This is a genomic window from Rummeliibacillus sp. POC4 (assembly GCF_003576525.1).
Lineage (GTDB): Bacteria > Bacillota > Bacilli > Bacillales_A > Planococcaceae > Rummeliibacillus.
Genome location: NZ_QWUA01000060.1, coordinates 1 through 23,205, shown reverse-complemented (window position 1 = coordinate 23,205; position 23,205 = coordinate 1). Strand labels below are relative to the sequence as shown.

The 23,205-nt window shown below is 35.1% G+C and carries 23 protein-coding genes; 20 read left to right on the top strand and 3 right to left on the bottom strand.

The genetic code is table 11. From position 1 onward, the window contains the following. Nucleotide 1: 1 nt before the first annotated feature. From D1606_RS14320 to D1606_RS14295, 6 genes are all read left to right on the top strand, one after another. A complete protein-coding gene (locus D1606_RS14320; RefSeq protein ID WP_119416702.1) occupies nucleotides 2–220 on the top strand; it encodes an HNH endonuclease in 219 nt (72 codons plus the stop codon). A gap of 15 nt (nucleotides 221–235) precedes the next feature. Further along, entirely contained in the window at nucleotides 236–676 is a 441-nt protein-coding gene (locus D1606_RS14315; RefSeq protein ID WP_119416701.1) for an SMI1/KNR4 family protein, read from the top strand. 232 nt (nucleotides 677–908) lie between these two features. Then, the gene (lpdA, locus tag D1606_RS14310; RefSeq protein ID WP_119416700.1) at nucleotides 909–2,258 is read left to right on the top strand and encodes a dihydrolipoyl dehydrogenase; all 1,350 of its coding nucleotides are present in this window, start codon (nucleotides 909–911) and stop codon (nucleotides 2,256–2,258) included. 27 nt (nucleotides 2,259–2,285) lie between these two features. Next, complete coding sequence (locus tag D1606_RS14305) at nucleotides 2,286–3,278, top strand: thiamine pyrophosphate-dependent dehydrogenase E1 component subunit alpha (protein ID WP_119416699.1); 993 nt, start codon at nucleotides 2,286–2,288, stop codon at nucleotides 3,276–3,278. A gap of 21 nt (nucleotides 3,279–3,299) precedes the next feature. After that, a complete protein-coding gene (locus D1606_RS14300; protein ID WP_119416698.1) occupies nucleotides 3,300–4,331 on the top strand; it encodes an alpha-ketoacid dehydrogenase subunit beta in 1,032 nt (343 codons plus the stop codon). Between the two features lie 12 nt (nucleotides 4,332–4,343). Beyond that, a complete protein-coding gene (locus D1606_RS14295) occupies nucleotides 4,344–5,588 on the top strand; it encodes a dihydrolipoamide acetyltransferase family protein (RefSeq protein ID WP_119416697.1) in 1,245 nt (414 codons plus the stop codon). Between the two features lie 213 nt (nucleotides 5,589–5,801). Here D1606_RS14295 and D1606_RS14290 read toward each other — a convergent pair whose 3' ends face one another. Together D1606_RS14290 and D1606_RS14285 are read right to left on the bottom strand one after the other, a co-directional pair. Next, complete coding sequence (locus tag D1606_RS14290; RefSeq protein ID WP_119416696.1) at nucleotides 5,802–7,166, bottom strand: aspartate aminotransferase family protein; 1,365 nt, start codon at nucleotides 7,164–7,166, stop codon at nucleotides 5,802–5,804. A 40-nt stretch (nucleotides 7,167–7,206) separates the two neighbouring features. Then, nucleotides 7,207–8,742: a CoA-acylating methylmalonate-semialdehyde dehydrogenase gene (locus D1606_RS14285; RefSeq protein WP_119416695.1), complete on the bottom strand. Its 1,536-nt coding sequence runs from the start codon at nucleotides 8,740–8,742 to the stop codon at nucleotides 7,207–7,209. Between the two features lie 493 nt (nucleotides 8,743–9,235). Between D1606_RS14285 and D1606_RS14280 the strand changes: the two genes are divergently transcribed. From D1606_RS14280 to queF, 12 genes are all read left to right on the top strand, one after another. Beyond that, complete coding sequence (locus D1606_RS14280; RefSeq protein ID WP_119416694.1) at nucleotides 9,236–10,477, top strand: Zn-dependent hydrolase; 1,242 nt, start codon at nucleotides 9,236–9,238, stop codon at nucleotides 10,475–10,477. Between the two features lie 13 nt (nucleotides 10,478–10,490). Next, nucleotides 10,491–11,894: a dihydropyrimidinase gene (hydA, locus tag D1606_RS14275; protein ID WP_119416693.1), complete on the top strand. Its 1,404-nt coding sequence runs from the start codon at nucleotides 10,491–10,493 to the stop codon at nucleotides 11,892–11,894. A 28-nt stretch (nucleotides 11,895–11,922) separates the two neighbouring features. Then, nucleotides 11,923–13,266 (top strand): NAD(P)-dependent oxidoreductase, encoded by a 1,344-nt coding sequence (locus D1606_RS14270; RefSeq protein WP_119416710.1) that lies wholly within the window; start codon nucleotides 11,923–11,925, stop codon nucleotides 13,264–13,266. Nucleotides 13,267–13,286: 20 nt separating this feature from the next. Next, on the top strand, nucleotides 13,287–14,561 hold the full coding sequence (preA, locus tag D1606_RS14265; protein ID WP_119416692.1) for an NAD-dependent dihydropyrimidine dehydrogenase subunit PreA: 1,275 nt from the start codon (nucleotides 13,287–13,289) through the stop codon (nucleotides 14,559–14,561). 65 nt (nucleotides 14,562–14,626) lie between these two features. After that, nucleotides 14,627–16,111: an NCS1 family transporter gene (locus D1606_RS14260; RefSeq protein WP_119416691.1), complete on the top strand. Its 1,485-nt coding sequence runs from the start codon at nucleotides 14,627–14,629 to the stop codon at nucleotides 16,109–16,111. Nucleotides 16,112–16,129: 18 nt separating this feature from the next. Next, the gene (locus D1606_RS14255) at nucleotides 16,130–16,342 is read left to right on the top strand and encodes a hypothetical protein (RefSeq protein ID WP_119416690.1); all 213 of its coding nucleotides are present in this window, start codon (nucleotides 16,130–16,132) and stop codon (nucleotides 16,340–16,342) included. A gap of 324 nt (nucleotides 16,343–16,666) precedes the next feature. Beyond that, entirely contained in the window at nucleotides 16,667–17,116 is a 450-nt protein-coding gene (locus tag D1606_RS14250) for a LytTR family DNA-binding domain-containing protein (protein ID WP_119416689.1), read from the top strand. Between the two features lie 3 nt (nucleotides 17,117–17,119). After that, a complete protein-coding gene (locus tag D1606_RS14245; protein WP_119416688.1) occupies nucleotides 17,120–17,539 on the top strand; it encodes a DUF3021 domain-containing protein in 420 nt (139 codons plus the stop codon). Nucleotide 17,540: 1 nt separating this feature from the next. Next, a complete protein-coding gene (locus D1606_RS14240) occupies nucleotides 17,541–18,497 on the top strand; it encodes an ABC transporter ATP-binding protein (RefSeq protein WP_119416687.1) in 957 nt (318 codons plus the stop codon). Continuing rightward, entirely contained in the window at nucleotides 18,451–19,323 is an 873-nt protein-coding gene (locus tag D1606_RS14235) for an ABC transporter permease (RefSeq protein WP_119416686.1), read from the top strand. The genes D1606_RS14240 and D1606_RS14235 overlap by 47 nt, the downstream gene beginning before the upstream one ends. Nucleotides 19,324–19,387: 64 nt before the next feature. Continuing rightward, entirely contained in the window at nucleotides 19,388–20,062 is a 675-nt protein-coding gene (locus D1606_RS14230) for an MOSC domain-containing protein (RefSeq protein WP_119416685.1), read from the top strand. Nucleotides 20,063–20,336: 274 nt separating this feature from the next. Next, nucleotides 20,337–20,837, top strand: a complete 501-nt coding sequence (gene queF, locus D1606_RS14225) for a preQ(1) synthase (protein ID WP_119416684.1) — start codon at nucleotides 20,337–20,339, stop codon at nucleotides 20,835–20,837. Between the two features lie 43 nt (nucleotides 20,838–20,880). Here the strand turns inward: queF and D1606_RS14220 are convergent, their stop codons facing one another. Then, nucleotides 20,881–21,597 (bottom strand): alpha/beta fold hydrolase, encoded by a 717-nt coding sequence (locus D1606_RS14220; protein WP_119416683.1) that lies wholly within the window; start codon nucleotides 21,595–21,597, stop codon nucleotides 20,881–20,883. A 215-nt stretch (nucleotides 21,598–21,812) separates the two neighbouring features. On the opposite strand from D1606_RS14220, the gene D1606_RS14215 reads away from it, so the two are divergent. Beyond that, nucleotides 21,813–22,532, top strand: coding sequence for a Fe-S oxidoreductase (locus D1606_RS14215; RefSeq protein WP_119416709.1), 720 nt, complete (start codon nucleotides 21,813–21,815; stop codon nucleotides 22,530–22,532). Nucleotides 22,533–22,614: 82 nt separating this feature from the next. Continuing rightward, complete coding sequence (locus D1606_RS14210; protein ID WP_158582393.1) at nucleotides 22,615–23,154, top strand: C39 family peptidase; 540 nt, start codon at nucleotides 22,615–22,617, stop codon at nucleotides 23,152–23,154. Nucleotides 23,155–23,205: the final 51 nt, after the last annotated feature.

The following is a 23,205-nucleotide window of genomic DNA, read 5'->3' as shown; positions in this document are numbered from 1 at the left end:
GTTGGTAAGACAAGAAGTTCAGATAGGTAAGTTTAATAGATATGATATTGATTTTGCTAAGGCGGATGAATTAGCTCCAGATGGTCCAAAATTAGATGAAAACACCTGGCACCATCATCAAGATTTATCAACATTGCAAGAAGTTAATAAAGAGATGCATAGAAGATTTCGACATATGGGTGGAATGTCGTTAGCTAATTCTAAGAAATTAAAAGATTAAATGGGAGTGAAATAAATAAATTTAAATGCTTTTGGTAGAGCATCAGATGAATCGATTGAAGAATTGGAAGAGTTTTTAGGCTTTTTACTTCCGAAAGATTATAAAAAATTTTTAAGTGAATATAACGGAGGAACTTCGAAAGTTAGGTATAGTAAATTTTTTGTTAAAGAATTAAATCAGGAAATTCCATTAGATGTATTGTACGGAATAGATGTAAAAAGAACTTTTGATTTAAGTGAATGCTATAAAGAATTTGAAGAAGACATGTTGCCAAAAAGTTTAATAATAGGAGATGATCCGGGTTCAGGATTAATTGTACTCAATAATGATACAGAGAATGATGGTGTATATTATTGGGATCACTCTTTTTACTTCCCACAATCTAATGAAGAAGAAAATACTTATAAAATAGCTGATAGCTTTGAGGATTTTATTAATGGATTAAAGAACCCTTGATTATAGATTTGGTCCCAGACATCTAGATAATTCTAAGCTACAAATGAAGTCTTTAATTTCTTCGGAAGTTGAAGACTTTTTTTAAAACACAAAAAGTTCGACATATGTATGATTAATTTAGTTTTTATTGTCGAAAAAATGGAAGTTTTTAGACATTTATTGTTGTGGTTTCACTAATATGTTAATTTGAAAATGTAATCGGTAACATCAATTGAGATGAGGTGATGCATAAATGAAAAGTTTTGATCTTACTATTATTGGTGCAGGTCCTGGTGGTTATGTAGCTGCAATTCACGCCGCAAAGTTGGGTATGAGAGTTGCCCTTATCGAAAGAAACAAAGTAGGGGGAACATGCTTAAACGTTGGTTGTATCCCATCAAAAGTGATGTTAAAACATAGCCACCTTGCTTTAGATATACAAAAAGCAAATGCTTGGGGTATTGAAACGAATATTGAACAGATTAACTTTAAAAAGCTAAAAATGAGAAAAGATCAAATAGTGAATAGTCTTATTTTAGGTGTCCAAGGATTGATTAAAAAGAATGCTATTACTTTAATTGAAGGCGAAGCAAGGGTTGATCAACGAAATACGGTTACTGTCGCTGGTAAAAGTTTTTATTCAAAAGATATTATTCTAGCAACAGGTAGTAAACCATATGTTCCGCCGATTAAAGGTTTAGAAAATATTAAATATGAAACTACTGATACATTTTTTGATTTAGAAGAACTACCAAAGAAGTTAGTCATTATCGGTGGTGGTGTAATTTCTGTAGAGTTGGCGTTTAGCCTTGCTCCTTTAGGAACAGAAGTAACAATATTAGAGGTTGCACCAGATATCTTACTAACAGAAGACGAAGATGCAAGAAATGTAATCAAAGACAAAATGAATAAGATTGGTATTCAATATAAAACAAATGTAAAGATCCAAAGCGTTCGAAAAAATGAAGTTGAGTTAGATAACGATGTAGTCAAATTTACAAATTTACTTGTTGCAACAGGAAGACAACCAAATATTGAAATTGCAGAATCTTTAAATTTAAAGATGGAAGGCAGATTTGTAAAAGTAAGTCAGTATTTTGAAACATCTCAAAGTCATATATTTGCGATTGGAGACTTAATAGGGGGATACCAGTTAGCGCATGCAGCATCTGCAGAAGGTTTGCATGCAGTAGATTATATTCATCGTGGACAAGTGGAAACTTTGAAATTACAGAATATTCCTAGATGTGTTTATACAATTCCTGAAATTGCTTCCTTTGGATACTCTGAAGAAGATGCGATATCTGCTGGATATAAGCTTATAAAGGTGAAAAAAGTTCCTCTTTCAACCAATGGGAAAGCAATGGCAGAAGGGAATACAGAAGGATTTATCAAAATAATTGTAGATCAAGAATTTGGTGAAATCTTAGGAGCGGTAGTTGTAGGAGAAGGCGCTACAGAATTGCTGAACGCTATCTTAGCTACATATAGAGCAGAAGGGACAATATATGAATTGTCTGACGTTATTTTCCCACATCCGAGTATTTCTGAACAAATTGGTGAAACCGCAGATGCTTTTCTAGGCACAGCGATTCATGCATAGATTGAACATTAAAAGGAGGAATTCAAGATGACAACAAACAAAGCATTGCAAGATGTACAGTTAACGGAAGAAAAGGCTTTATGGGTTTATGAAACAATGAATAATATACGAAACTTTGAAGATACATTGCATAAACATTTTTCAGCTGGATTGATCCCTGGCTTCGTACATTTATATGCTGGTGAAGAAGCAATTGCAACAGGTGTATGTGCTAACTTGACTGATGCTGATTATATTACTTCTACACACCGTGGTCATGGTCATTGTATTGCAAAAGGATGCGATATCAACGGTATGATGGCTGAAATCTATGGACGTGAAGATGGCTTGTGTAAAGGTAAAGGCGGCTCCATGCATATTGCAGATGTTGACAAAGGGATGCTTGGTGCAAATGGCATCGTAGGCGGAGGATTCCCGATTGCTGTTGGAGCTGGTATTACAAGCAAATATTTGAACAATCAAAGCGTTGCAGTTTGTTTCTTTGGAGATGGTGCATCTAACGAAGGTACATTCCATGAAGGAATCAACATGGCTGCATCTATGAAACTACCAGTAGTTTTTGTTTGTGAAAATAATGGATTTGCGGAAGCAACACCAATTCGATATTCAAGTGCTTCGAAAACAATTGCTGATCGAGCAAAAGCATATGGTATTCCAGGAATTAGAGTTGATGGAAATGACTTAGTAGCAGTTTACACTGCTGCAAAAGAAGCAATTGATAATGCTCGTGCGGGTAAAGGGCCAACAATTATTGAATGTGTTACGTATCGTAATTATGGCCATTTCGAGGGCGATGAACAAAAATATAAAACAAACAAAGAAAAGAAATTACATCCAGTAGATAAAGATCCGATTAATCTTTTCAAGGAATACGCAATTGAAAATAATTTGTTGACTAAAAAACAATTGACTGCAATTGAAAAGAAATCTGTAAAAACGATTAAAGAAGCAGTAGAATTTGCACAAAATAGTCCAATTCCAAAACCAGAATCACTACTAACAGACGTATTCGCTGACTAATAAAAAAGGAGTGTTGAAATCATGACAAGAAAAATCACGATGATGCAAGCGATTAACGAGGCAATGCAAACTGCTATGGAAAATGACGACAAAGTTATTTTAATGGGCGAAGATATTGCTGGTGGAGCTAAAGTAGAAGGTTTTGAAGATCAAGATGCATGGGGGGGAGTATTTGGCGTCACGAAAGGACTAGTTCAAAAATTTGGAAGAGAACGAGTAATTGACACACCAATCTCAGAGAATGGTTATATAGGTGCTGCAGTTGGAGCAGCTGCAACGGGATTACGACCAGTAGCTGAATTAATGTTCAATGATTTTATAGGTTTCTGTTTAGATATGATTCTATGTCAGGGGTCAAAAATGCGTTATATGTTTGGAGGTAAAGCACAAATCCCTCTAACTATTCGCACAACACATGGAGCAGGCGCAAGTGCAGCCGCTCAACACTCACAATCTTTATATGGAATGTTCGGTGCGATTCCGGGAGTTAAAGTAGTTGTACCATCTAACCCATATACAGCAAAAGGTTTACTCCTTTCCGCAATTGAGGATAATAATTTAGTTATCTACTCAGAAGATAAAACACTTTATGGCATAAAAGGTGAAGTTCCTGAAGAATATTATAAGATTGAAATTGGAAAAGCACATATCGAACGAGTAGGATCAGATTTGACCATTGTAACGATTGGTAAAATGTTTTATGTCGGTTTAGAAGTAGCAGAAAAATTAGCTGAAGATGATATTGAAGTAGAAGTTATCGATCTCCTTACAGTAGCACCTTGGGATCAAGAAACGGTACTTGAATCAGTTAAGAAAACAGGTCGCTTAATCGTTATTGACGAAGCAAATCCTCATAATAACACAGCCACAGATATTGCTTCTGTTATTGGTGATAGAGCATTCGATTATTTAGATGGTCCGATTAAAACAGTTTGTGCACCAAATTGTCCTGTACCATTTGCCACAAATTTAGAGGAACTATATCTCCCGAATGCTGCAAAAGTACTTAAAGTTGCAGATGAACTTATCTTTGATTTAAAAAAAGTGAAGTAGGAGGCGACCGTCATGGCAACAGAAGTATTAATGCCTAAATTAGGACTAACAATGACAGAAGGTACTGTACAGGAATGGTATAAAAAAGAAGGCGATCCCGTAAAAAAGGGTGAAGTCATTTGCCTGATTGCTTCTGAAAAACTAACGATGGAAGTGGAGGCAGAAGCAGATGGTTTTTTAACCAAAATTATTGCGGAAGTCGATGAAGATATCCCTGTAAAAGGACTAATTGGAATTATAAGTGAAACTGCAGATGAACCAATTTCTGCTGTCGTACCAGAAAAAGTGATACATGAAATTGTATTACCAAAAGTTGAAAACATCGGCCAACAAGAGACATCTAAAAGACTAGAAGGTGAGAGGATTTTTGCTTCACCTTTAGCGAAACGTTTAGCAAAAGAATACGGTATTGAGCTTCAATTTGTTCGTGGTACAGGAGGGAATGGTAGAATTACAAAACGTGATATTGAGCGAGTACTAGATCAAGGACTAGATGATACAATTGAAATAAAAGTGGCTTCTATTCCTGAAGAAAAACAAGTTGAAAAATTGGAAGCGGCGGAACTTAACGTTGGGGAAGGTTTAGAAGGCATGCGTAAAGTCATCGCTCAACGTATGCATAATAGTATTACATCAACTGCCCAATTAACCTTGCATCGTAAAGCATCATTAGATAAGCTCACAAAGTTTCGCAATAAATTAAAAGATAAATTACAACAAGCAAATATAGAAATACCAATTACTTATACAGTATTTGTTGCACGAGCAGTAGCATTAGCACTGAAGAAGAACCCACAAATGAATTCTACTTATTCTAATGGTTCATATATAGAACATAATGAAGTACATTTAGGGATTGCTACTTCCGTACGTAATGGTTTAATAGTGCCAGTTGTTGAAAATGTTGATATGTTAACTCTATCGTCTATTGCAGAGGAAATTGCTACTGTTACGGAAAAGGCAAGAAATGGTGAAAGTGGTGCATATCTAACTGGTTCTACATTTACTATTACAAATCTAGGCACAAGTGGTGTGGAATATTTTACACCAATTTTAAATACCCCTGAAACAGGAATTCTAGGTTTAGGAACTTTAGTAAAAGAAGTGAATATCAATAAAAAAGGTAAACCTTATTACGAACAAAAAATGCCTTTAAGCTTAACATTTGATCATCAAATTATTGATGGAAGTGAAGCTGCTGCATTTTTAGCAGATGTTGTTTATTATTTAGAAAATCCAATGTTATTAGTAATCTAAAAGTTGGTATTGTATTAATTAAAGAAGAAGCTTATTTGACGAAAATATCAAATAGGCTTCTTCTTTTGTTTTAAAACATTATGAAGGTTGAATATTTCAATAAACACAATATATGTACTTAGCAACAACTAGTCTCTAATTTTAAGCAATAAAAGGTTGATCCATTTGTTGGATCAACCCAATATTTAACTCTAGTTAGTAATTGTATAATTCTTATAATGAATCTATATTTTCAATACTATTAACAACAGTAGCAATTACAGTATCAATATCCTCCTGAGAGATATTCAATGGTGGTGAAAGAGTTAAGACATTATTAAAACCAGCAACTGTAGTGCCGTTTTTTCCAATTATAACGCCATTTTTCTTACAATCTGCAATAATCGCATTTATCTTATCAGCAGGCAATTGTTGTTTTGTTGACTTATCAGAGACGAGTTCAATGCCGATTAAAAGACCTTTTCCTCGAATGTTTCCCACATTTGGGTGTTCATCAAGCTTTTCATGAAGGGTTGAAAGAACTTCAGAACCTTTAATCGCAGATCTTTCGAATAGTCCTTCACGTTCAAAAATCTCAATATTTTTAAGTGCTACTGCACATGAAACTGGAGAACCTCCGAAAGTATTCACATGGCGGAAATAATCATATGCATCTGTACCAGTAAAGGCATCGAAAATTTCACGTTTTACAGCGGTAGCAGAAAGAGGTAAGTACGCACTTGTGATGCCTTTTGCCATTGTGACAATATCTGGCTGTACTCCGTAATTCATAAATCCAAAAGGTTTACCTGTGCGGCCAAAACCACAAATAACTTCATCAACAATCATTAGTGCCCCATGCTTTTTACACACACTCTCAATCCCTTTTAAATAATTATCAGGAGGCAGAAGGACACCACCACCAGTAATAATAGGTTCTAAAATCATAGCAGCAATGGTTTCACCAAATTCCCATGTCATCGTTTGATCTACTGCCTGAACACTCGCTAATTGTTCAGGGGGAAGTGATGATTCTTCAGGTTGACGATATGAATCTGGAGGAGCAACGTGAACAAAACCGGGAGCTAGGGGTTCGTATTTATATTTGCGTTCTGCTTGACCAGTTGCAGCCAATGCCCCAAAAGAGCTACCGTGATAGGCACGATATCTAGAAACAATTTTATACCTAGAAGATTCGCCATTTTGTTGATGATATTGACGAGCAATTTTAAATGCAGTTTCGTTTGCTTCGGAACCACTATTTGAGAAGAAGACGACATAGCCACCTCCAAGCATGTCGTTGATTTTCTCAGCTAGTTCCACAGCAGGAACATGTCCTTGTGAAAGAGGGGAATATGGATTTTTTGTCATTTGATCATATGCTGCTTTTGCTAATTCTTCACGCCCGTAGCCAACATTAACGCACCATAATCCTGCCATTGCATCGATATATTCTTTGCCATCAGTATCAACAACCCTTGCACCGCCAAATGATTGGTCCACTACAAAAGTTGCTTCAGGGTTATAGGGTTTCATAGAATGCCAAACAAATTGTTCATCTTTTTTAAGAATTTCCTTATTAGTATTAGTTTTGACCAACACTTTTCACTCCTTTAGTAAGGGATAGCGTTCTTCAAGGTTAATCATTTAGCTTTACCTCATCGTTACTAGGAAAGGCAAATGAAGTTGTAGTATCTTCTGTTTCATCTGGCCATCTTTCAGAAATAGTTTTTGTTTTTGTGAAGAAACGAGCTTGGTCTGGACCAAACATATGGCCTTCACCGAATTTAGAACGTTTCCAACCACCAAAGTTATGATAACCAACTGGAATTGGGATTGGTACATTGACACCAACCATTCCCACTTCAATTTCTTCTTGGAATTTACGAGCAGCAGGACCGCTGTTTGTGAAAATGGTGACACCATTACCCAACTCGTGGTCGTTAATCAAATTGATTGCTTGTTGTAATGTTTCAACTCCTACAACAATTCGAGCAGGGCCAAACACTTCTTCTTTGAATATGGTCATGTCTGGTTTTACGTCATGAAGTAATGTTGGTCCTAAATAGAATCCATTTGAGTTTTCGCTTATTTCTGGTTTTCGTCCATCAACGGCAATGCTAGCACCTTCTTCAAGAGCTAGATTGATATGTTTGATAATGTTATCTTTCGACTGTTTAGTAATAACAGGGCCAAAGTCTACTTCTGGATCTGTATAAGGTCCAACTTTTAAGTTGGCAATTTTTTCTTTTAAGATTTCGATGAATTTTTTTTCAGTATCAGCACCAACTGTAATAGCACCTGAAATCGCCATACAACGTTGTGAAGCTGCACCATATGCGGCTCCAAGGAAAGCATTAGCCGTTTGTTCTAGGTTTGCATCAGGCATTACGATCATAAAGTTTTTACCGCCACCAAATGCTGCTACACGTTTATTGTGCTTAGTTCCAGTTTGGTAAATATACTCTGCAACAGGAGTAGAGCCAACAAATGAGATGGCTTGAATACTTTCATTTTCTAACAGCTCATTGACAGCATCTTTATCTCCATTGATAACTGTCCAGATTCCATTAGGTAATCCTGCTTCTTTCCACAATTTGCTTAAATATAACGCTGAAATTGGAACACGTTCTGATGGTTTGAGAATAACAGCATTACCAACTGCAACAGCCATACTTGTAATCGCAAGCGGTACCATGACAGGGAAGTTAAATGGGGCAATACAAGCTACAACACCTAAAGGTGATTTTGCAGAATAAGCATTAATATTACCGCCAACATTAACAGAATATTCTCCCTTTAACATTTGAGGTGCAGAAATGGCCATATCAACAGACTCAATACCGCGGAGAATTTCACCTTTTGCATCCTCTCTTGTTTTTCCACTTTCTTTACAAATCACATCAATCAGTTTTTCTTGGTGTTCAACTAATAGCTGACGAAAACGAAAAACGACTTCAATTCGTTTACCTATTGCAGTGTTTTTCCATCCAGGATATGCATTTTTGGCAAGTTCAATTGCGTTTTGCACTTCTTCTTTTGTAGCTAACGGTACTTGAGCTATTACTTCACCAGTAGATGGATTAAAGACATCTGAATAGCGGGAACTTACACCAATTACTTCTTCACCGTTAATAAAGTGAGTTAATGTTTTTGCTTTTTGTTCAACTGTCATATTAAAAGCACCTCTTCTTATAAATTTGATTTAATTATTTTGCAATATTCAATTAGCATTCATTGAATGGACTTTCACTTTATATCTAGTTTTTCATTGCTGAAAATAGAACTATTTTGTTCTTTAATTACATTTACTACACGTTGAGTAATAAGGTAATCGTACAAAAATAAGAATTTATAAAATTTGAGAAACGTTGAATTGATGAAGAACATAGGGATTAAAAATGCAGGTCATAACAATAGAGTTTATGCTCCTTGCAAAAAATTTAATTGAAAGTTCCGAGGAATTAAAGTGAAACTTCATCAGTGGGAATTTAATAATGTTAAAACTATATAGTATAAAATCATATTTTTATAAATACCTTCATACTATTTAACTACCCTAAAAAGGTTGAAAGGCTATTAATTTAATACAAAAATAAAATACAGAAAATTCGAATTTCCATTAACTTTAGCTAATACAAGATTAAACAAATTTAGGAGGTAATCTCATGTATTCGTGTAACAAAAGTAGACTTGAAGAATTACTATATGAGTTTAGTATGTTTGGCAAGACATCTAACAATGGTGTAACAAGACTTTGCTTCTCACAAGAGGATGTACAGGCGAGAGATTATTTTCGAAAGTTCTGTGAAGAATTGGGGTTAGATGTGGTGTGGGACGACATGGGGAATATGTATGCAAAACTTGATGGGAAAAAGGACATTCCTCCCATCGTTATTGGCTCCCATCTTGACTCTGTCGAAAAAGGCGGAAGGTTTGATGGCGTATTAGGCGTTTTATCTGGACTTGAGGTTGTAAAAACATTAATAGAACATAAAGAAGAGCTGATAGCACCTATTGTAGTTATGAATTTCACAAATGAAGAAGGGGCAAGATTTGATCCAGCTATGATGAGCTCAGGAGTATTAGCAAATAAGTTCGATAAAGAAAAAATGTTATATTCGAAGGATAAAGACGGAGTGACATTTAAAGAAGCACTTGAAGCAAGTGGCTATGTTGGTAAAAAATCAAATCGATTGAAGAAAGCGCTTTCTTATCTTGAGTTGCATATTGAACAAGGGCCTGTTCTTGAGAGTGAACAACTTGAAATAGGGGTCGTTGAAGGTGTTCTTGGTATGGTGTGTTATGAAATAACGATTACTGGTCAATCAAATCATGCAGGTACCACACCAATGAAGTTAAGAAAGGATCCATTCTTTTTAGCGACAGATTTAATAACAGAAATGCGAAAAAAACTAGATAAGATTGATGATGCGCTTGTTTATACAATGGGACGTGTAAATGTAACACCTAATATTCATACAGTAATACCCAATAAAGTGGTGTTTACGTTAGAAGCACGTCATCAAGACCCAGCAAAAATAAAAGAAGTAGAAGAGGTCATCTTCAGTTTACCTGAAGAGCAAGCGGGATGTAGTGTATCCTTTGAAAAACTATGGAGTCGAGATACCGTTCAATTTGACGAGTCACTTTGTAGTCTAATTCAAAATGCATGCGAGGAATATAGTTATACGTTCAAACGTATGTATAGCGGAGCAGGGCATGATGCACAATTCATCGCAAGTTATATTCCATCAGCTATGATTTTCGTACCAAGTGTCAATGGTAAAAGTCATTGTGAGGAAGAGTTAACAAGCTTTGAGGATTGTGTAAAAGGAGCAAATGTTTTATTGCGTACGGTACTTGCTTTACAAAGAAATTTGTCTAAACAAGAATCGAAAACAATGTAAAGGGGAAAAACGTATGAAAAAAATTATTACAGGTGGAACAATTGTAACAGCAGCTGATCAGTATGAAGCAGATGTATTAATTGAGAACGGTAAAATTATAGAAATAGGACAAGCGATTCAATCAGAAGATGCAGAAGTTATTGATGCCACTGGCAAATTTGTTTTTCCAGGTGGAATCGATCCGCACACTCACTTAGATATGCCATTTAATAACACAGTAACAGATGATGATTGGGAATCAGGAACGATTGCAGCTGCCTTTGGAGGTACTACTACAATACTTGATTTTTGTTTAACTACTGGTGAAGCAAGATTATTAGATGCGGTAGATAAATGGCATGAAAAAGCAAAAGACAAAGCAGTTATCGATTATGGCTTCCATTTGATGATAGCAGATTTAACAGAAGAAACGTTAAAACAGCTTCCAGAAGCACTTGAAGTTGCTGGTATTAACTCAGTAAAAGTATTTTTGGCCTATGCAAAAGAATTCCAAGCGACAGACCGTACATTATTCCAAGCGTTTAAAGTGGGAAAAGAAAAAGATGCTATTGTAATGGTACATTGTGAAAATGGTTCGGTGATCGATGAACTAGTGGAAGAAGCAAAAGCATTAGGGCACACAGAACCCATTTATCATGCGCTTACAAGACCACCCCAATTGGAAGGGGAAGCAACAAAACGTGCAATTGAGTTAGCAAATCTTGCTGGTGCAAAGTTGTATGTAGTACATGTAACTTGTAAAGAAGCAGTAGATGAAATTATCCGGGCACGAGAAAAAGGCTATCAAGTCTATGGTGAAACATGTCCCCCTTATCTAGTACTAGATCAAACAGCTTTAGAAAAGCCGAATTTCGAAGGGGCAAAATATGTTTGGTCACCACCTTTACGACCAAAAGAACATCAGGAAGTACTTTGGAATGCGCTAAAGGCAAAGCAATTACAGACAATTGGTTCTGACCAATGTTCTTTTAGTTTTAAAGGTAAAAAGCAACTTGGTAAGGATGATTTTTCGAAAATACCAAACGGTGGTCCATTCATCGAAGATCGTTTCAGTGTTCTTTATTCAGAAGGGGTAGTGAAAGGAAGAATTACTATCAATGAATTTGTTGATATGGTATCGACTAGTGCTGCTAAAACATTTGGATTATTTCCACAAAAAGGAACGATTGCAATTGGCTCAGATGCAGATCTAGTCTTATTTGATCCAAATGTGGAGCGAGTAATTTCATCGGAAACGCATCATATGAATGTAGATTACAATGCCTTTGAAGGTCTAAAAGTAAAAGGCGAGCCAATTAGTGTATTAAGTCGAGGAGAATTTGTTATTAAAGACAAAAAGTTTGTTGGCAAGCTCGGAAGCGGTCAATATATTCGACGTGAAGTGAAAAAAGATGAAAAAACAGTCACAGCAAAATAAAACACAACAAAATAACGGGGGGAAGGCTATGAAAGAGTTGAGTTCATTAGAAAGGAATTTTGATGAAGCATATAGTGGTCTAACACCATACGCTGCTCTTGAAGAAGCAAACCGATGTTTATTTTGCTATGATGCACCGTGTATTCAAGCGTGTCCAACAAGTATCAATGTACCAAGTTTTATAAAGAAAATTGCATCAGGAAATTTAAAAGGATCCGCTAAAGTCATTTTAGATGCCAATCCAGTTGGTGCTAGTTGTGCCCGCGTTTGTCCAACAGAAGAACTTTGTGAAGGGGCATGTGTGCTCAATCATGCTGAAAAGCCTATAAAAATTGGTGATTTACAACGTCATGCAACTGATTGGGCAATGGTAAATGACATAGAATTATTTGAATCAGCACCTAATAACGGTAAGAAAATAGCGATTATTGGTAGTGGACCTGCAGGATTATCTGCAGCCCGTGAATTACGACGATTTGGTTATGCTGTCACTATGTATGAAGCAGAAGAGAAGGCAGGAGGATTAAATCAGTATGGTATTGTTTCATTCCGACTTCCTCAACACATCGTACAATGGGAAGTAGAACAAGTAAAAAAGCTAGGTGTAGATATTAAAACCAATCATCGAGTTGGAGATAATATCTCCGTTGAAGAACTCATCAATAACTACGATCGTATTTTACTTGCTGTTGGTATGAATACTGTACCTATGCTTGGAATTGAAGGAGAAACCTTAAATGGTGTGTACGATGCTATTGATTTTGTAAAAAGTACTAAGCGTACAATTACAAATGATTTAATAGGTAAAAGTGTAGCCGTTATTGGTGCAGGTAATACAGCAATCGATGCAGCTACATGCTCTGTTCGTTTGGGTGCGGCACAAGTACAAATAATTTATCGCCGTACAATAAATGAAATGACTGCCTATCCTTTTGAATATGACTTTGCAAAACAAGAAGGTGTAGAATTCCGTTGGTTATCGTTACCAAAACGAATTATTGGTGATGAAGAAGGGAATGTCATTGGATTAGAATGCGTGAAAATGGAATTAGGCGAAGAAGTAGATGGAAAAGCAAAACTCCATGAAGTGAAAGATTCAAATTATATTATGCAGGTAGATGCTGTTATTCGCGCAATCGGACAAACACGCCATCAGGCTTTAATCGAACAGTTTGGACTAAAGCATAATAGTGGAATTGTTGAAGTTGATCCAATAACTTTGCAAACATCCAACCCAAAAATCTTTGCTTGCGGGGATGTTATTTATGGGAATGGTTATGGAGATGCCACTGTTGTATCAGCTGCACAACAAGGAAAAGATTGTGCAAATATCATTCATCAACAATTTAATAATATATCCGAAATCGCGTAATTCCTTGAGGGGGGACTATTATGGCAGATTTACGAATTAACTTAGCGGGTATTGAATCACCAAACCCATTTTGGCTTGCATCTGCACCACCGACAAACTCTGGTTATCAGGTACAACGTGCATTTGAGGCAGGGTGGGGAGGTGCTGTTTGGAAGACATTAGGTGATCCTATTTTAAACGTATCATCACGTTTTGCAGCGGTAAGTTTTAATGGTCAACAAGTAGCTGGTTTTAACAATATAGAACTAATCACTGACCGACCATTAGAAGTCAATTTAAAAGAAATCTATGAAACTAAAAAGAAATTTCCAAATCACGCTATTATTGCATCACTAATGGTGGAACCAAAGCAGGAAAAGTGGCATGAAATTGTAAAACGCGTAGAAGATGTAGGTGTAGATGGTTTCGAACTAAATTTCGGCTGTCCACATGGAATGGCTGAACGTGGGATGGGATCTGCATCAGGTCAAGTACCTGCTCTTGTTGAAAAACAAACAGCATGGGCAAAAGAGGTTGCAACAAAACCGGTAATTGTTAAATTGACTCCGAATATTACAGACATCACGGTTACAGCAGAGGCTGCAGTACAAGGTTGTGCAGATGCTATCAGTATGATTAATACGATTAATAGTTTAGCAGGTGTCGATTTAAACACATGGAATACAATCCCACATGTAGCTGGTAAAGGCGCCCATGGCGGTTATTGCGGTCCAGCTGTAAAACCAATTGCACTAAACATGGTTGGTGAGTGCGCAAGAAATAAACATATAAACGTTCCGATTTCTGGAATAGGTGGAATCTCATCATGGCAAGATGCAGCTGAATTTTTACTTATGGGCGCTACAGGTGTTCAAGTATGTACAGCAGCCATGCATCATGGATTTAGTATTGTAGAAGACATGATTGATGGTCTAAACAATTATTTAGATGAAAAGGGTCTTAAATCCGTTATGGATTTAGTTGGTCGTACAGTACCTAAATACTCTGATTGGGGCAACCTAGATCTCAATTATAAAATTGTTGCGGATATCAACAATGAGGTATGTATTAATTGTAACAAGTGTCATATAGCATGTGAAGACACTTCGCACCAATGTATTGAGCGTTATACTGATCATGATACAGGTAAACCGATGCTAAAAGTACGTGAAGAAGATTGCGTAGGATGTAATTTATGTTCGATTGTCTGTCCTGTTGATGGAGCAATAACTATGAAAGAATTACCACAAACATTACCTTCCATGACATGGAATGAGCGTCAAGCTTTGCATCATGCATTTGCCAAAAACAAATAGATTAAACATGCAAGAGTACCAATTTCTAAGCCAATGGACTATTTGAGTATGGAGGTTATCTAAAAATGAGCAAGAATAATGATTATTTAAAGTCTCCAGATTTGTTGCCGATTACTCATGAAGAGCGAAAGATTAGTGCATTTGGATTTTCGGTTATATGGATTGGGATGGCGATTGTACTTGCCGCTTTCGCAATAGGTGCAGCAGGCATTGTTCATTTATCGATGCCGATGCTGATTGTAGCAACGTTAGTTGGCTCGGTTCTCATTGGAATTTTCATGGTGGTCATCGGTGATATCGGTATTGAACATGGTCTCTCTTTTCCGGTTTACATGCGTGCACCATTTGGGACGATAGGGACACATCTTCCATCATTAGCTCGTGGTTTTACAGCGTCATGTTGGTTTGGTATCAATACTTACTTCGGATCACTTGCTATAAATGGAATTCTAAATATTCTATTTGGCTTTGATAATTGGTTCATTTGTTTTCTTTTATTTGCAACTGTACAACTTTTTAATACATCACTTGGTATTAAATCGATTGAACGTTTCGCTGATTTAGCGGCGCCAATTATTATTTTAATATCACTTTGGATGTACATTACTCTAGCTGATAAAGCAGAAGTTTCAGGCAAAAGTGTTTGGTCTTGGGTTGAATCACCAACTACAGGTATGGCAGCATTTACAGCGTTTATGATTGTAGTTATGGCAAATATGGGATTCTGGGCCACTTTAGCTGCAGATATGCCCACCTTATCACGCTTTTTTAAGGCGCCTGTCAATGAACGTAATTGGTTTAAACGTAATCATACACAACTTGTTGGGTCGCTCATCATTATGCCAATTGTCAATACTTTTATGATTGTGATCGGTGCCGTTTGTTATATGGCTGTTGGCTCTGCAGATCCGATTAATGCATTACAACAATCAGCAAGTGGTTTTATATTAGCTATATTATTATTAATGATTGTATTAGCACAGTGGTCAACAAACACTTCAGCTAATGTAATTCCTGCAGCAACAATTTTCTCCAATATTGGGGGACCTCGTATACCATTTTGGGTTGGTGTAGTGATAGCTGGGGTTATAGGAACTTTATCGCAACCATGGAGTTTATTTGAAATGTTGAACTCAATTCTTCTTATAATTGGTGGCATCTTAACATCAATCGTTGGTATATTATTTGCTGATTATTATCTTCTTCGTAAACGCCGTATTCATGTACAAGAACTATACGAGGCAAATGGTCAATTTAGATATTTAGGTGGTTTTAATCTGGCCGGATTCATATCTTGGATTCTTGGCGGAATTATTGCAAATATATTTCCAACATATTCATCGCTGATTGGATTTATAGTAGGAGCAGTTTTATATTACGTACTTGCGAAATATTGGTGGTTTAAGAGGTACCCACAACAAGAAATAGTAGATCCTGATGATTCCAAATATCTTGGTATCACGGTTGGAAATAGCTGGTCGATTAATTTGAATGATGAAGCAGCGTCTGTTTCTGATGCATCACAAAAACCTACGATAGACAGAGCTTAATAAAAAGGGGGAAGAAAGATGTCAGAATTTGTGCAAGTGGCAGCTGAGATTGCACAATTAGATGAGCTTTTAGACAAAGAATACAAAATAGAATCAATTATAGAAAACCTAGATGGAAGCCAGGTTATATTAAAATATGATAATCATCAAACTGAATTGAACATTACAACCGCTGATGCACGTAAATATCTGTCAGTTAAATTAAAAGAACAAATGGAACATAATCTTTAATAGTAATAAATATTTATGTGATAAGCATTGCTTATTGCATTTTTTGTGTCTTCTGTTTTTAATAATGCCAGGTATATCAATTTTTAGTGAATGTTCGGGAAGAAAGTGTTGAGTTCTCGTATCTAGAAATCATAATAAAAAAGTAGGCTGATTGGGTTTCCCAATCAGTTTTTTTATCTTTATATTCACTTATTAAATTATTTACAGTTATTCCACTTATTCATTTAAATTGACCACTTAATATGAGCTTTTTACTACTTGCTTAAATAAACTAAAATCTACAAATTTTGTATGCTATATTAAAACAAGAAAGGGGAATGACGAATGAAGATTCAGCTCAATTTTGATGAGCAATATCAAGAGGTTGAGGTTCATATCCATGCAAACAAATTGGATGATGAAGTACAAAAAATAATCAATCAACTTAAAACACCTTCACAAAATATGATAGATGGTTATATAAATCAAGAAATTTGTATGCTAAAGGCTTCTGAAATCTACACCATTTATGTTGAAAAAGGTAAGGTGTTTCTACAAACAGACGAAGAGGAATATCAATCAAAGAAAAAACTATATGAAATTGAAGAAATATTCCAAAAACAATTTTCAAGAGTTAATAAATCTACATTAGTCAATATAGACCATATCCGATCTTTTCAAATGGATTTAGTAGGTACAACTTTGTTGATATTAGATAACGGTACTTCAGTACATGTTAGCCGAAAATATTTCAAAGAATTAAAGAAAAAGTTAGGGATTGGGAAGGAGGTATAAAACGTGAGTAAATATTTTGAATCTGCATTAGTAGGGCTTGTTTTTAGTCTTAGTATTTCATATTTCATGGTTACAATCGGTTTAGTGAATCAAGATACATCTATCTCTGGACAACAACTTTTACTTCAATTTATTGTTGCTGCTATTTTTGGAGTAGTGGTCGGAATTTCAACACTAATATTCTATATTGAAAGATTCTCTTATTTTAGTAGAATAGCCATGCATTTTATTTTCGTTATTATATCTAGTGGAGTTGCAGGATACTACGGCAAATGGTTTGAGTTCGGCAATATTAGTTCGATGTTAAATACATTTATATTCGTTGTTTTGATATATATTATAATTTGGTTCTTTTTTTATACAAAAGCTAAACGAGAAATACGTGAAATAAATGAATTACTAGAAAAAAGACAGGAGATGTAAAATGGAAAATGTTATAGAAGTTCGGAACTTAAAGAAGAACTATCAAAATGTTGAAGCAATCAAAGGAATCACTTTTAATGTAAAACAAGGTTCTCTATTTGCGTTTTTAGGTACAAATGGAGCGGGAAAATCCACGACTATAGATATTCTCTGCACTTTAACGGAAAAAACATCAGGTACTGTTAAGATTGCTGGTCATACAATTGGTACAAACGAAAATGACGCTATTCGAAAAGAAATTGGCGTTGTTTTTCAAGATAGTCTTCTAGATGAGCGGTTAAGTGTCTATGAAAATATTTGGCATAGAGGGATTGCTTATGGATTAAAAAAGGAAGAGTTGAAGAGGAATTTTAAGTTTGTAGAATCACATTTACATTTGGATGACATTGTAAAGAAAAAATACGGTAAGCTATCAGGTGGTCAAAGAAGACGAGCCGATATAGCTCGTGCGTTAATCCATCGACCATCCATTCTTTTTTTGGATGAACCTACAACAGGCCTTGATCCTCAAACTAGGCAATTTGTTTGGCAAGCCATAAAAAAACTTCAAAAAGAAACGAAAATGACGGTGTTTTTGACAACTCATTATATGGAAGAAGCAGCAGTTGCAGATGAAATCGTCATTATCAAGAAAGGGGAAATTGTAGCTCAAGGAACGCCTAATTATCTAAAAGAAAATTATGCATATGATCAACTACTTGTTGTATTTAAAGAAAATGTTGAAGTTGGAAGCTATTTATCTTCTTATAAATATAAGTTTCAAAAAGATACTTATACAATACCATTAAAGAAAACGAGAGATGCCATTCCGATATTAGAAAAATTAGAACCAGTCGTTCAATCATTTGAAGTGATAAAAGGATCTATGGATGATGTTTTCATTAGGATTAATGAGGAAGGGGATATATTAAATGACAACAATCATGAGTTTAGTAAGCAGACATTCAAAAGTATTTAGAAGAGAACGAACTACTGTATTTTTCTCATTATTATCCGTAATGATTGTCATATTGTTATATGCTTTGTTTTTGCGAGAAACACAGATTGACTCAATTGCTCAAATGATAGAGAGAACGAATGCTTTAGAAGCAATGGTAAATGAATGGATGGTAGCAGGTTTACTATCAATTTTGGCTATCACAACAACCTTGGCGGCTTTTGGAATTTATGTTCAAGATTTAGAAACGAAGAGAGCAGAAGACTTTTTAACAATGCCCATTTCTAGAGGGCAATTACTTATAAGCTATGTTATTAACTCGTTCATTATTGGTAGTGTATTTACAATAATTGCTTTTGTTGGTTGTGAAATCTTTCTTGTTTCTACTGGTGCAGAATGGCTAGATTTGAATACCTCCGTCAAAATTATAGGTGTATTACTATTTGCAGTCATTTTAGCAAGTACCTTTAATTTACTATGTGCTCTATTAGTAAAATCATTAACGGCATTTTCAACATTAAGTACAATTATCGGAACTGTCATTGGTTTTTTATGTGGAGTTTACGTACCTATGGGAGCCCTTCCTGAATATGTACAAAAGTTTATGATCTATTTTCCCTTAAGTCATCCAACAGTTATGTTGAGAGAATTATTTATGCACGACTCTTTAAATACAGTTTTTAATGGAGTACCTCAAGCTAAAGAGGAGTATATGTCTTTATACGGTGTAATTTATGAATGGAATAATCATGTTATATCACAACCTGCTCATTTGTCATTCATAGTAATAGCAGCAATCCTTTTTTGTTCATTATCTATTTTAATTTTCAAAGTGAGAAATCGTTAAAATTAAAGATAGTGAATATTTAAACTAGTGGTAAAATAATAATATGAATATAAAGAAGGTAGGTATGGCATCATTGGATACTAGAGCGGATATAGAACTTGTGAATTTCTCAATAGGTTTACCTAAGAATATGCATTTCAGTAAAGATCAGATCGTAAATACGGGCATTTGTAAGCAGTCAGTTGAAGAAGCATATCTAACGAAAGATGGATTTCGTGGGGATGGTGTAGCAGATTTAAAACATCATGGGGGCTATGATAGAGCTGTCTGTATTTACCCTTTTGAACATTATGCTAAATGGGAAAAGGAATTTGGAAAACCTTTGGACGCAGCGGCTTTTGGGGAAAATCTAACCGTTACGAATATGTTGGAGGAAAATGTTTGTATCGGGGATATTTTTCAAGTTGGAGAAGCAGTCATTCAAGTTACACAAGGGAGAGTTCCATGTAGCACGATTTCGAAAAGAATGGATAATCCTCTAATCTTAAAGAGACTAGTAGATACTGGATACGTTGGCTATTTGTGCAGAGTATTAGAAGAAGGTATTGTACGAAGTGATTCAAAGGTTTCGTTAGTAAACAAACATCCAAATGAAGTCTCTGTTCTCTATTGTATGGATACTTATTTTCACCGAACTAAAGACATAGAGGCTATGACAAGGATTATAAATGTGCCAGAGTTAGCAGACGAATGGAAAGAAAAATTGAAGGTTCGTATAGAAAAGTTTTCAAATAAGTAAAATAGTTATAAATTGTATGATAAAAGATTATTCGAATTCTTGACTTACACTTTCATAATAAGTATGATAAATATAAATTTTATAAGAGGTTCATAGCGCAAACCCTCTCTAAAAAACTATGGAACATGCGAATATTGCCATGTCCACTTTTGCGGATATGGCTTTTTTATTTGTGTAGAGCTTATGTTCTTAATGTACAAAAGAGCCAAAGTATCCTTACCTAATAGTTGCAGGTGTTTAAGTTGTGATTTCCTCTATTATAGGAGGCAGAATGATGTCAGGAAGAACAAATGAACAAGGGCTAAAGGATTTAAGCTTACTAGGTAACCAAAATACAAAATATTTATATGAATATGCTCCGGAAGTGCTTGAAGCAGTGGATAATTTACATACACAAAATGATTTCTTTGTGAAATTTAATTGTCCAGAATTTACAAGTTTATGTCCAATGACTGGTCAACCTGATTTTGCGACGATTTATATTTCGTTTATTCCGGACAAGAAATTAGTTGAAAGCAAGTCTTTAAAATTATATCTATTTAGCTTCAGAAATCACGGGGATTTTCATGAGGATTGTGTCAATATTATCATGAAAGATCTCATTAAGCTTTTAGATCCACGCTATATAGAGGTTTGGGGTAAATTTACACCGAGAGGCGGTCTTTCTATAGATCCGTGGTGTAATTATGGACGCCCAGGGACAAAATACGAAAAAATGGCAGAACATCGTTTGTTAAATCATGATTTATATCCTGAAAAAGTGGATAATCGATAATAGCGTAAAAAAAGCATTGCAGCGTTGCAATGCTTTTTTTATACTAATCTTTTTGGATGTTTTGTAAAAATAATTCTAATATCTTTGTATAAATTTCTGGTTGCTCAGCGTGGACTTGATGTCCTGCAAAAGGAATAATTGAAACATGGACATTCTTACTATTTTTAGGATAGTGAATGGTACCTTTTGTTTCAGCATGATTACCTTCACCTACGACAAATAATATAGGTGCGCTAATTCCATTCAAATCTTTTGTTACTTCAAATGGATACCAATTTTCGTCTTTTGAAAGATTCAATAATTGTTTCCAATCTGATTTATGTAATTGATTGAAGAAGTGTACAGTTTCTTTATCTTGTAATAATTGTGATTGGAATTTCACATCTTCTTTGTGCAATTCTAACCAATTGTCTGGTTTTTCATAGGAAACACCCGATAATGATAAACTTAAAAGTCGTTTTGGAAATTTCTTTGCAAAAAATAAACCTACTAATCCACCAAGTGAACAACCTACAATATGTGCTTTTTCTATGTTTAAATAATCTAGCGTTTCTGCTAAATCACTAGCGGAATCCTCGAAAAAATTTGAGAAATCTTCTGCTTTAGAATTACCATGTCCTCTTAAATCAGGAAGAATAACCTTGAAGTTTTTTTGAAAGTATTCTCTTTGATACTCAAAATCAGTCAAACCTGTTTGTAAACCTGTATGAAGAAATACAATAGGTTCGCCATTCCCAAAAATTTCAGTATGTAAAATCAAACTAATCCCTCTTTTCCAATATTATCTATTAATAATAGCAATTAAAAAGAATATTTAATAGTCCGAAAATTACATATTTAAAAGATTGAGTAGTACGTTAAAAAATGTCGTTAAATTATTCTGTATTGTTGTCAAATTAAAAATTCAATTTTGAAGCTAAAAAGAGAAATTTGTACTATGATAGAGAAGAATATAATGAAATAATAGGTGATATTATGCCAGCACTAACAACGGATCAAGTATTAATGCTTGATTCATACAATGTTTATACAACCGTTCCAAAACGTACACTTTTTACATTGGAGCGAGTTCACAAAGAATTCTTTCAAGAAACAGAATTTGCAGATTTGATGTTAGGAATAACAAGTGCAAAATCGAAAACAGCTGCCATATCTCATTTTTCAAAACGATATGGTCAGTTTATTGCCATGCAATTTTATATGTTAACAGCATACGATTTAATCTGGGATGGCGATGAACGTGATTTACAATTTGATGCTACGAAAGAGAATGGCCTATATACAATTTGTATGTTTGCTAATCCTAATGATTGGAGATATGTAGATGATTCGGAACGCCAAAATGTAATTGCTACAATTTTGTATAAACAGTGTTATCAAATCGTACAAGATTTACGCAATACGGTATCAATTTCACCACGAGTCATTTGGGATAATTTTTTTGTACATATAGTGAATGTGTATGCAAAATTGCTCGACGATCCTCGCATTGCAGATCAAGCAATGGATGATTTAGAAGTGCTAGAATCTGCAGAAGTTTGGAAACGATTTAGTGATAAGTCTCTTTTCTATGAATATACGAAGGGGAAAGCACCAGCATCTCTTGTAAATCAGCCGATTCGAAAATCATGTTGTTTATCAAAAGATATTCCAGGCTTAGGTGCATGTGGATATTGTCCGCTATTATGTGAGTAAAACAAAAAGGAAGCAAATGTGCTTCCTTTTATCATATTCTCTTTGTTTTTTATGAGTATTATTAATGAAGGAGTCGATAGAATTGAACTATTGCCTTAATATGCCTCTTTTCGGTCAGCATTTTGAGGATGGAGAATGGCCACAAAATGTCTTAGTGGCTGAAAAAGGTGCTGATTATTGGGGAGAAAGTATATGTGGATTGGCTTGTCTTAGAATGATTATGGGGCATTTTCAAATACCAGTGGTATCTCCTTATGAATTATTAGTTGAAGGAATTCGTTTAAATGCTTATTGCGAAAAAGGCTGGATACATCAAGGATTAGCCAATATTGCTTCAAAATACGGTTTGAAAGCTGTTCCTTTGGCTATAAAAGATGGGGAAGCCTTAGAAGAGTTACTATCAAAAAAAGGACCAGTGATTGTATCGGTTACTGGTCAATTACCTGAAGACGGCCGAAAAGGCGGACATCTCATAGTAGCATGTGGCAGATATCAAGAAAACGGAATACAGATGATTGCATTTCGTGATCCTTCTCGGTGGGGTAAAACGAATAGTAATGTGTCCGAAAAAAGATTTCTGTCTAGTTTTACCGGACGAGGAATTGTATTTGAAAAGTATTAATTATTTTATAGTTGGATTTATAAAGAAGAAATGGACATTTTGTTCCATTTC

Excerpts from the sequence above, each read along its gene's own strand:
- D1606_RS14300 (WP_119416698.1), top strand. The coding sequence starts at position 3,300 with ATGACAAGAAAAATCACGATGATGCAAGCGATTAACGAGGCAATGCAA.
- D1606_RS14235 (WP_119416686.1), top strand. The coding sequence starts at position 18,451 with ATGACAACAATCATGAGTTTAGTAAGCAGACATTCAAAAGTATTTAGA.
- D1606_RS14260 (WP_119416691.1), top strand. The coding sequence starts at position 14,627 with ATGAGCAAGAATAATGATTATTTAAAGTCTCCAGATTTGTTGCCGATT.
- D1606_RS14215 (WP_119416709.1), top strand. The coding sequence starts at position 21,813 with ATGCCAGCACTAACAACGGATCAAGTATTAATGCTTGATTCATACAAT.
- D1606_RS14230 (WP_119416685.1), top strand. The coding sequence starts at position 19,388 with ATGGCATCATTGGATACTAGAGCGGATATAGAACTTGTGAATTTCTCA.
- queF (WP_119416684.1), top strand. The coding sequence starts at position 20,337 with ATGTCAGGAAGAACAAATGAACAAGGGCTAAAGGATTTAAGCTTACTA.
- D1606_RS14270 (WP_119416710.1), top strand. The coding sequence starts at position 11,923 with ATGAAAGAGTTGAGTTCATTAGAAAGGAATTTTGATGAAGCATATAGT.
- D1606_RS14255 (WP_119416690.1), top strand. The coding sequence starts at position 16,130 with ATGTCAGAATTTGTGCAAGTGGCAGCTGAGATTGCACAATTAGATGAG.
- lpdA (WP_119416700.1), top strand. The coding sequence starts at position 909 with ATGAAAAGTTTTGATCTTACTATTATTGGTGCAGGTCCTGGTGGTTAT.
- D1606_RS14240 (WP_119416687.1), top strand. The coding sequence starts at position 17,541 with ATGGAAAATGTTATAGAAGTTCGGAACTTAAAGAAGAACTATCAAAAT.
- preA (WP_119416692.1), top strand. The coding sequence starts at position 13,287 with ATGGCAGATTTACGAATTAACTTAGCGGGTATTGAATCACCAAACCCA.
- D1606_RS14250 (WP_119416689.1), top strand. The coding sequence starts at position 16,667 with ATGAAGATTCAGCTCAATTTTGATGAGCAATATCAAGAGGTTGAGGTT.
- D1606_RS14305 (WP_119416699.1), top strand. The coding sequence starts at position 2,286 with ATGACAACAAACAAAGCATTGCAAGATGTACAGTTAACGGAAGAAAAG.
- D1606_RS14285 (WP_119416695.1), bottom strand. The coding sequence starts at position 8,742 with ATGACAGTTGAACAAAAAGCAAAAACATTAACTCACTTTATTAACGGT.
- D1606_RS14295 (WP_119416697.1), top strand. The coding sequence starts at position 4,344 with ATGGCAACAGAAGTATTAATGCCTAAATTAGGACTAACAATGACAGAA.
- D1606_RS14280 (WP_119416694.1), top strand. The coding sequence starts at position 9,236 with ATGTATTCGTGTAACAAAAGTAGACTTGAAGAATTACTATATGAGTTT.
- hydA (WP_119416693.1), top strand. The coding sequence starts at position 10,491 with ATGAAAAAAATTATTACAGGTGGAACAATTGTAACAGCAGCTGATCAG.